6 protein-coding genes are annotated in these 7,455 nt (G+C 73.3%); 2 read left to right on the top strand and 4 right to left on the bottom strand.

Features of this window, described 5'->3' with window-relative positions; translation table 11 throughout:
• Nucleotides 1–387 precede the first annotated feature (387 nt).
• From ACL02R_RS27260 to ACL02R_RS27250, 3 genes are read right to left on the bottom strand one after another with little or no spacing between them, the layout of a single operon-like run.
• A complete protein-coding gene (locus tag ACL02R_RS27260; protein WP_412799617.1) occupies nt 388–2,091 on the bottom strand; it encodes a CotH kinase family protein in 1,704 nt (567 codons plus the stop codon).
• Nucleotides 2,091–2,768, bottom strand: coding sequence for a DUF4956 domain-containing protein (locus ACL02R_RS27255; protein ID WP_412799616.1), 678 nt, complete (start codon nt 2,766–2,768; stop codon nt 2,091–2,093). Before ACL02R_RS27255 ends, ACL02R_RS27260 begins: the two co-directional genes overlap by 1 nt.
• The gene (locus ACL02R_RS27250; protein ID WP_412799615.1) at nt 2,758–3,615 is read right to left on the bottom strand and encodes a polyphosphate polymerase domain-containing protein; all 858 of its coding nucleotides are present in this window, start codon (nt 3,613–3,615) and stop codon (nt 2,758–2,760) included. Before ACL02R_RS27250 ends, ACL02R_RS27255 begins: the two co-directional genes overlap by 11 nt.
• Before the next feature lie 197 nt (nt 3,616–3,812).
• Here ACL02R_RS27250 and ACL02R_RS27245 point away from each other — a divergent pair, with 197 nt between their 5' ends.
• Nucleotides 3,813–4,409 (top strand): Maf family protein, encoded by a 597-nt coding sequence (locus tag ACL02R_RS27245; protein ID WP_412799614.1) that lies wholly within the window; start codon nt 3,813–3,815, stop codon nt 4,407–4,409.
• Here ACL02R_RS27245 and ACL02R_RS27240 read toward each other — a convergent pair.
• Complete coding sequence (locus tag ACL02R_RS27240) at nt 4,341–4,823, bottom strand: hypothetical protein (protein ID WP_412799613.1); 483 nt, start codon at nt 4,821–4,823, stop codon at nt 4,341–4,343. The two genes, ACL02R_RS27245 and ACL02R_RS27240, sit on opposite strands and share 69 nt — an antisense overlap.
• 419 nt (nt 4,824–5,242) lie before the next feature.
• On the opposite strand from ACL02R_RS27240, the gene ACL02R_RS27235 reads away from it, so the two are divergent.
• The gene (locus tag ACL02R_RS27235) at nt 5,243–7,018 is read left to right on the top strand and encodes a biotin carboxylase N-terminal domain-containing protein (RefSeq protein ID WP_412799612.1); all 1,776 of its coding nucleotides are present in this window, start codon (nt 5,243–5,245) and stop codon (nt 7,016–7,018) included.
• Nucleotides 7,019–7,455: the final 437 nt, after the last annotated feature.

The following is a 7,455-nucleotide window of genomic DNA, read 5'->3' as shown; positions in this document are numbered from 1 at the left end:
GCCATTCCACACCAGAACACACGCCCAACTGCGCGCTCTGCTCCACGGCGCCGGACTACGCCCGTCGGCCGACATAGGCGGGGACCGCGACGACGGCGTCCACCGGGTGGTGGCGATGGTCAGCGGGAAAGCTCGGGTACTCGGCGAGCAGGGCCGACCGTTCCCTGCGGGCGGGAGAAGCCGTGAGAGCGCTTCTACCGATCGAGATGTCTGACCCCGACGCCGCGCTCGCACGGTTCGTCGCCGAGGGCGGCACGGGCGGCTCACGTGCGCGGACCCCGCCGGTCACCCGTGCTGCCTGCTGCGGGGAACCGGCGGGGTCGAACCAGCCAGGGGCGCGCACCAGTTGGTCGCCCGCGCGATGTGCGCCGGCCGGTGCCGCCCGTCTCAGCCTGTGATCACCTCCTCTCCGGCCAGCGCCTCGGTGCGCGTGGTGACGGTCTCCCGCAGCCGGTCGGCCGCCGTCCCGATGGCCTCGGCGTCGGCCCCGGCGTCCGTGGCGCGGGTGACGAGGGAGTCGAGGAGGTCCGTGGCGGTGCCTGAGGCGTAGAACTCCTCGTAGAGGTCGCGGTACGCGTCGTGGTAGGCGTCGTCGAACGCGTCGAGTTCGAGGAAGCGGCTCTTGAGCACGTTGCCGCCCATCCCGCCGAAGCCCCCGGCGTCCGCACCGTCGCCTTCCTCCCCGGCGGCGCCGTCCGGGAACCGGCCGCCGTCCGGCGGCTCCGTGCCCTCGGGCAGTTCCATCCCTTCCGGCGGCTCCATGCCCTCGGGAGGCTGCATGCCGCCCGGCGCCTGGCCGCCTTCCTCGCCCCCGCCGGGACGGCCACCGCCCATGCCCATGCCGGTCTCCTCGTCGGGACCCGTGGTGGCGTCGCCGCTGAGCGCGAGGTTGAAGTCCCAGCCGAGAACGCTGAACTTCTTGGTGTCCAGGTCGTACCAGAGCAGGTAGTTGCTGCCGGGACCGGCCATGTCGTCGCCGTTCAGCAGCAGGTTCTGCGTCGCCGTGTAGGCCGCGAAGGACGGGATGTCCACGTGGTCGCCCAGCTCGGCCGCGAACTCCTCGTCGCTCGCGTTCTCCGCCCACCGGATGAGGTCCATGACGGGCTGGAGGTCCTGACTTCCCTTCTTCGTCAGCTGGTTGAAGTCCGCCTCGTACGCGGTCGGGTCGTCGCCCTGGTACGTGAAGCTGCTCCCGGCGCGCGCCTTGTAGAGGACGCCGTCGCCGCCCAGGGTGTCCGTCGCGTACCCGGCGCCCGGGTTCTCCACGACGAGCCGGGTCGCCGCCGGCTCGTTGTTGACGGTGAACGACGAGAACGTGAAGCGCTCGGCGGGCTGGCCAGACGCCGCCATCAGGCCGAGCGAGACCGCCTCGTTCAGCGGCACCTCGCCGTCACTGCCGGGGCGCACCGCGAGTTCGCGCATGCCCTGGTAGGCGCGGCCCTCGGCGTACTCGTCCAGGCTGACGAGCCACGGGAGTTCGCCGGGCTTGTCGAAGGACAGCTGGGTACCCATGCCGCCCATCCCGCCGAAGCCGCCGCCTCCGCCACCACCGGGGGCCTGACCGTCCTCCGGCTGCTGCTCGCCGTCCTGCTGCCGGCCACCGCCCGGGAACTGGCCGTCCTCGGGAAGCTCCACCCCCTCGGGGAGTTCCATCCCCTCGGGAAGCTCACCGCCCTCCGGCAGCCGCCCGCCGCCCGGCATCCCGCCCCCGCCGCCGCCGAGCGACTGGAGCGTGGAGTTGCCCTTCAGCCGCAGCCCGACGCTCGGGATGAACGTGCCGTCGATCGTGAGGTCCGCCTCGATGTACTCCTTCGTGCCGTCCTTCTCGAACGCGTCCGCCATCCGCCGGTAGTCGTCCTCGTCGTACTCGACCTGCACGGTGTGCGTGACGGACTCGTCGAAGAGGTCCACGGCGCCCGCGATGTCATCGGTCACCACATCCCCCTCCGCGTCCGAGGCGCTGGTGACCAGCGGCGTGACGCGGGCGTCGCCGAAGTAGACCAGCAGCACGGTCAGTCCGGCGGCGAGCAGGGCCATGGGCCGCCAGTTCTGCCGCAGCCGGACCGGGACGCGGCGGCGCAGCGCGCGCATCACAGGTCCGTCTGGTCGTATCCGGTGAGCACCGCGACCCGCTGGCCACGCGTCCGCTCCTGGAGCGCGCCGACCAGCTGGCCCGGCTTGTGCCCCTTCCGCAGCCGCACCGTGTAGAACGACTCCGTCAGCGCGCCGCCCCGTACGGTCTCCGTGCTCACCAGCTCGAACTCGCTGGTGTGCGCGGCCAGTACGTCCTCGATGTCGGCGGTGAGGTCCTCACCGGCCGGCATCTGCGCCTTCACGACCTGCCGCTGCACGTCGAGGCGGAACATGTGGAAGCGGTTCATCACCAGGACGACCGCGCAGATCACGACGCCGCCGAGCACGGCCAGCGTGTAGAAGCGGGCGCCGCAGGCCATGCCGAGGCCCATCACGAGGAAGATGAAGCCGACGTCGCGCGTCTCCTTCACCGCGTTGCGGAAGCGGACGACCGACAGGGCGCCGACGAGGGAGAACGCGCGGGCCAGGTTCGACCCGACGACCAGCAGGATGACGGCGACGATCATGCCGACGATCACCAGCGTCTGGACGAACGACTGGCTGTAGGAGACGTTCTTGTGCGTGCCGCGGTAGACGTAGCCGACGAGCGTGCTCAGCGCGAAGGACAGCAGCAGGCACAGGATGATGTCGGCGGTGCTGAACGTCCCGCTGAGGTCCTGGAGATCAAGCGACACGGGTCTTCTCCTCCCGCCCGTGGGGCGCGGGCGTCAGGTGGGCGGGGCCCGCGTCGTGGGCGGGCTCCTCGGGGATGTGGAAGGCCGAGCGGGGCGCCTTGCCGTACGCCTCGACGCTCTGGCAGTACTTGGAGACGCGGACGACGGTGAGGTCGCGCCGCGCCGCGAGGTCGGTGAGCCAGTACGGGACGCGCTCGTTCGCCTTGATCTCCATCACGGCGAGCCGCGGCGGGATGATGAAACGGTTCTCAGCGGTGGCCGTGCCGAGGTGGAAGTCGCGGTCGCGGCCCCGCACGCGCCGGTCGAACGTGACGCGCAGGCCGGTGTCCTGGTCGCGGCCCACCAGGGCCTCGCGGCGGTAGCCGGTGATCGCGGTGGGCCGCAGGTCGAGCCGCACGAGGAGTTCGAGCACCTCATCGGCGAACGCGCGCTCCCGCCGCCCGGCTTCGGCGGCCTCGCGCCGGTCGCACAGCGCCCGCGCGGCCCGGTACGGCAGGCACAGGCGGCGCTTCTGGGTGACGCGGTTGACGCGCTGCTTGATCTCGACGTACACGGGCGACTCGTCGGTGACGTCGTGCGCCTCGCCGTAGTGCCGGATGCGCAGCTTCCGGCGGAACTTGATGCCCTCGATCTTCTCCCAGTAGAAACGCAGCGACGGGGTGTCGTAGTACAGGCTCCAGACGCCGTATCCGCCGGGCGGGCAGTGGGCGTCGGTGTCGAGGCGGACGGCGAGTTCGTCGCGGAGCGCGGGCACGTCCGCCGCGGGCACGAGGTACTTGATCTCGTAGCGGTTGAACGCGTGCAGTCGGCCGGCCACGCCGGGGCCGTGGCGTGCGTCGGCTGTCATTCCGTCTCCTTTCGTGGTCGGGCCGCGCGGCGGACGGGGGGACGGGTACCGGCGTTCCGGCGCGCGGCACCCGGAATTCACCTGCCGTCAACCAACTGGGTCCGCATGAGAAGGAGATGAGAACCGGGTGAGAAGCCGCTCAGTGAGCGGTCTCACACGCCGGGGAGCGTGCCGGGCGGCGTGAGACGCTGGGGCGCATGAGAAGACTCGTACTCGCCTCGCAGTCCCCCGCGCGGCTCTGGCTGCTGCGGCAGGCCGGGCTCAGCCCCGAGGTGATCGTCAGCGGCGTGGACGAGGACGCGCTCGACGCCCCGGACCCGGGGGCGCTCGCCCAGGTGCTCGCCGAGGCCAAGGCGGCGGCGGTGGCGGCCCGGCCCGAGGCGGCGGACGCGGTGGTCGTGGCCTGCGACTCCGTGCTCGACCTCGACGGCGAGGCGTTCGGCAAGCCCGCCGACGCCGGGGAGGCCGCGGCGCGCTGGAAGGCGATGCGCGGCCGCACCGGCGTGCTGCGCACCGGGCACTGCGTCATCGACACGGCGAACGGGCGGCGCGCCGCCGCGACCGCCTCGACCACACTGCGGTTCGGCGAGCCGACGGACGAGGAGATCGCCGCGTACGTCGCGACGGGTGAACCGCTGTCCGTCGCGGGCGCGTTCACCCTCCAGGGGCGGTCGGCGCCGTTCATCGACGGCATCGACGGCGACCCCGGCACGGTGATCGGTCTGTCACTCCCGCTGCTGCGGCGCCTGCTGCGGGACGGGATCGGCGCCGGGATCACCGACTTCTGGGCGTGACGGCCCCGGCGGCGGTGTGAGCGTCAGCGTCCCGACGATCATCGCGAACACCGCCATCAGCACGGCGAACACCGTCCAGTCCACGACCGCGAGCGTCAGCGCGCCGAGCACGGCGTGCAGCCCCGCGCCCGCCGCGAGCACCCGCCGCCAGCCCCGGCCGGGCGGCCTGTCCCGTACGGCGACCCGCAGCAGCGGCACGGCCGTCAGCGCCAGCGCGCCCGCGACCAGCACGCCGCCGCCCCACGCCGCCGCCACGAGCGCGCCGGGCGGCACGCCCCCGACCTCGATCTCCTGGCGGTCCGCCGCCACCGCGAGGGCGGCGTGCGCGACCCCGGCGACGACCGCGCCGCCCAGGCACCCGAGCGCCGCACCGGCCGCCACACCGCGTCTCGCCCGCTGCTCGAAGGCGTCCATACCCGGCAGGTTACCGAACGGTAACGCCCCCGGCAATGGGTGGCGCACGCATCGGGACGCGGCGGCGACCGGTCCGCGGGCAACGGGCGCCCGCCCGCCCCGGTGGGTACGCGCCACCCCCGCCGGACCCTCTCCGGAGGGGGGTGGTCCGGTTCGCCGGAGCGCAAAGTTTCCGCGTCGTCGTTATCCGGTTCCCACAAACTGTCCGGACGACTGCTGTGCCGGAGTACCGGACTTTCGGCCCGGCCCTGGAATCGGTCGGTAATCGCCCGCAGGGCGCGTACCTTGGGACCGCGGGGCGGACCGCCCGGCGGAGCGCCCGCTCCCACCCTCCGTGTGGGCGAGGTCACTCCTGTGGGCGACTCGTTGCGAGGTGTCGCCACTACCTAAACTCACCTTGTTCCGAGGAGGGAGCCATCGTGCGCAAGGTGCTCATCGCCAACCGCGGCGAAATCGCCGTCCGGGTCGCCCGTGCGTGCCGGGATGCCGGTATCGCCAGCGTGGCCGTCTACGCCGAGCCGGACCGCGACGCCGTCCATGTCCGCGCCACCGACGAGGCGTTCGCGCTGGGTGGCGACACCCCGGCCGCCAGCTACCTGGACATCGAGAAGGTCCTGAAGGCCGCCGCGGACTCGGGCGCCGACGCGATCCACCCGGGGTACGGATTCCTGTCCGAGAACGCCGAGTTCGCGCAGGCCGTGCTCGACGCGGGCCTGACGTGGATCGGCCCGTCCCCCGACGCCATCAGGGCGCTCGGCGACAAGGTCGCCGCCCGGCACATCGCGCAGCGCGCCGGCGCCCCGCTCGTCGCCGGGACGACCGACCCGGTCTCCGGATCGGACGAGGTCGTGGCGTTCGCGCGGGAGAACGGGCTCCCCGTCGCGATCAAGGCGGCGTTCGGCGGCGGCGGGCGCGGCCTGAAGGTGGCCCGCACGCTGGAGGAGGTGCCGGAGCTGTACGACTCGGCGGTGCGCGAGGCGGTCTCCGCCTTCGGCCGCGGCGAGTGCTTCGTGGAGCGCTACCTCGACCGCCCCCGGCACGTCGAGACGCAGTGCCTCGCCGACACGCACGGCAACGTCGTCGTCGTCTCCACCCGCGACTGCTCGCTCCAGCGGCGCCACCAGAAGCTCGTCGAGGAGGCGCCCGCGCCGTACCTCACGCCCGAGCAGAACGCCGAGCTGTACCGCGCGTCGAAGGCCATCCTCAAGGAGGCCGGCTATGTGGGCGCCGGGACCTGCGAGTTCCTCGTCGGGCAGGACGGCACCATCTCGTTCCTGGAAGTCAACACCCGCCTCCAGGTGGAGCACCCAGTCTCCGAGGAGATCAGCGGCATCGACCTCGTACGCGAGCAGCTGCGCATCGCGCGGGGCGAGGAGCTGGGGTACGACGACCCGCCGCTGCGCGGGCACTCGATCGAGTTCCGCATCAACGGCGAGGACCCGGGCCGCGGTTTCCTCCCGGCGCCCGGCACGGTGACGACGTTCGTCCCGCCGCTCGGCCCCGGCGTGCGCGTGGACACCGGTGTCGAGTCCGGCTCGGTGATCGGCCCGGCGTGGGACTCCATGCTGGCCAAGCTGATCGTGACCGGCGCGGACCGCCGGCAGGCGCTGGAGCGCGCGTCGCGCGCGCTGGCGGAGTTCCGCGTGGAGGGGATGGCGACGGTCATCCCGTTCCACCGCGTGGTGGTGCGCGACCCGGCGTTCGCGCCGGAGGTCGCGGGGCGTGCGGGCGAGCCGTTCCTCGTCCACACCCGGTGGATCGAGACCGAGTTCGTGAACAACCTGCCCGCGTTCGACGCCGTGGCCGGCGAGGGCGAGGAGTCCAGCCTGCGCGAGACCGTCGTGGTCGAGGTCGGCGGCAAGCGCCTTGAGGTGTCGCTGCCCGCGACGCTGGCGATGCCGCTGGCGCGCGCGGCGGTCGCCGGGGGCGCGCGCCCGGCGCGCCGCAAGGCCGGTGGGCGTGCCGCGGCCGCGGCGACGGGCGCGGCGCTCGCGTCGCCCATGCAGGGCACCATCGTGAAGGTCGCCGTCGAGGAAGGGCAGCAGGTCGCCGAGGGCGAACTGGTCATCGTCCTGGAGGCGATGAAGATGGAGCAGCCCATCACCGCGCACCGCGCGGGCACGGTGACGAGCCTGTCCGCCGAGGTGGGCAGCGCGGTCTCGGCGGGCGCCGTGATCTGCGAGATCAAGGACTGACCCACCCCCGCACCCATCCGGCCGGGCCCCCACGGGCCCGGCCGGACGTGCGTGCGCTTCCCCCGCCGACGAGAGGCGTCTCCCCTCCCGGCGGACGGGACATCCGGTCGGCGCCGCCCGCGTGACGCACCGCACCAGCCGTGGCGCGGACCCGGCACAGTCCAGGAGCGGGACGGCCGCGCGGCCTCATCCGCCTTCCCGCCGACGGTTGTCGACTCGCTTCCGCGCCGGACTCACCGCTCCTCCCGGCGCAGGCCGGCCACGGCTGAGGAGCACGGCGACGAGGCAGCCAGGGCAGGGCCGGGCTCAGGAGCGGGACGGCAGGGCGGGCGCATCCGCCCTCCGGCGGACGGACCTCCCCCCAGTGCGGACGCACGCCCCCCACGCCGGGCCCACCGCCTCTCCCGGAACCGCTCGGAGCAGAACCGCAGGACGTT

It is taken from the genome of Streptomyces sp. MS19, from assembly GCF_047200595.1.
Taxonomy (GTDB): domain Bacteria; phylum Actinomycetota; class Actinomycetes; order Streptomycetales; family Streptomycetaceae; genus Streptomyces.
Note: the sequence above shows the minus strand (reverse complement) of the source record. Positions and strands in the feature narration are given on the sequence as shown.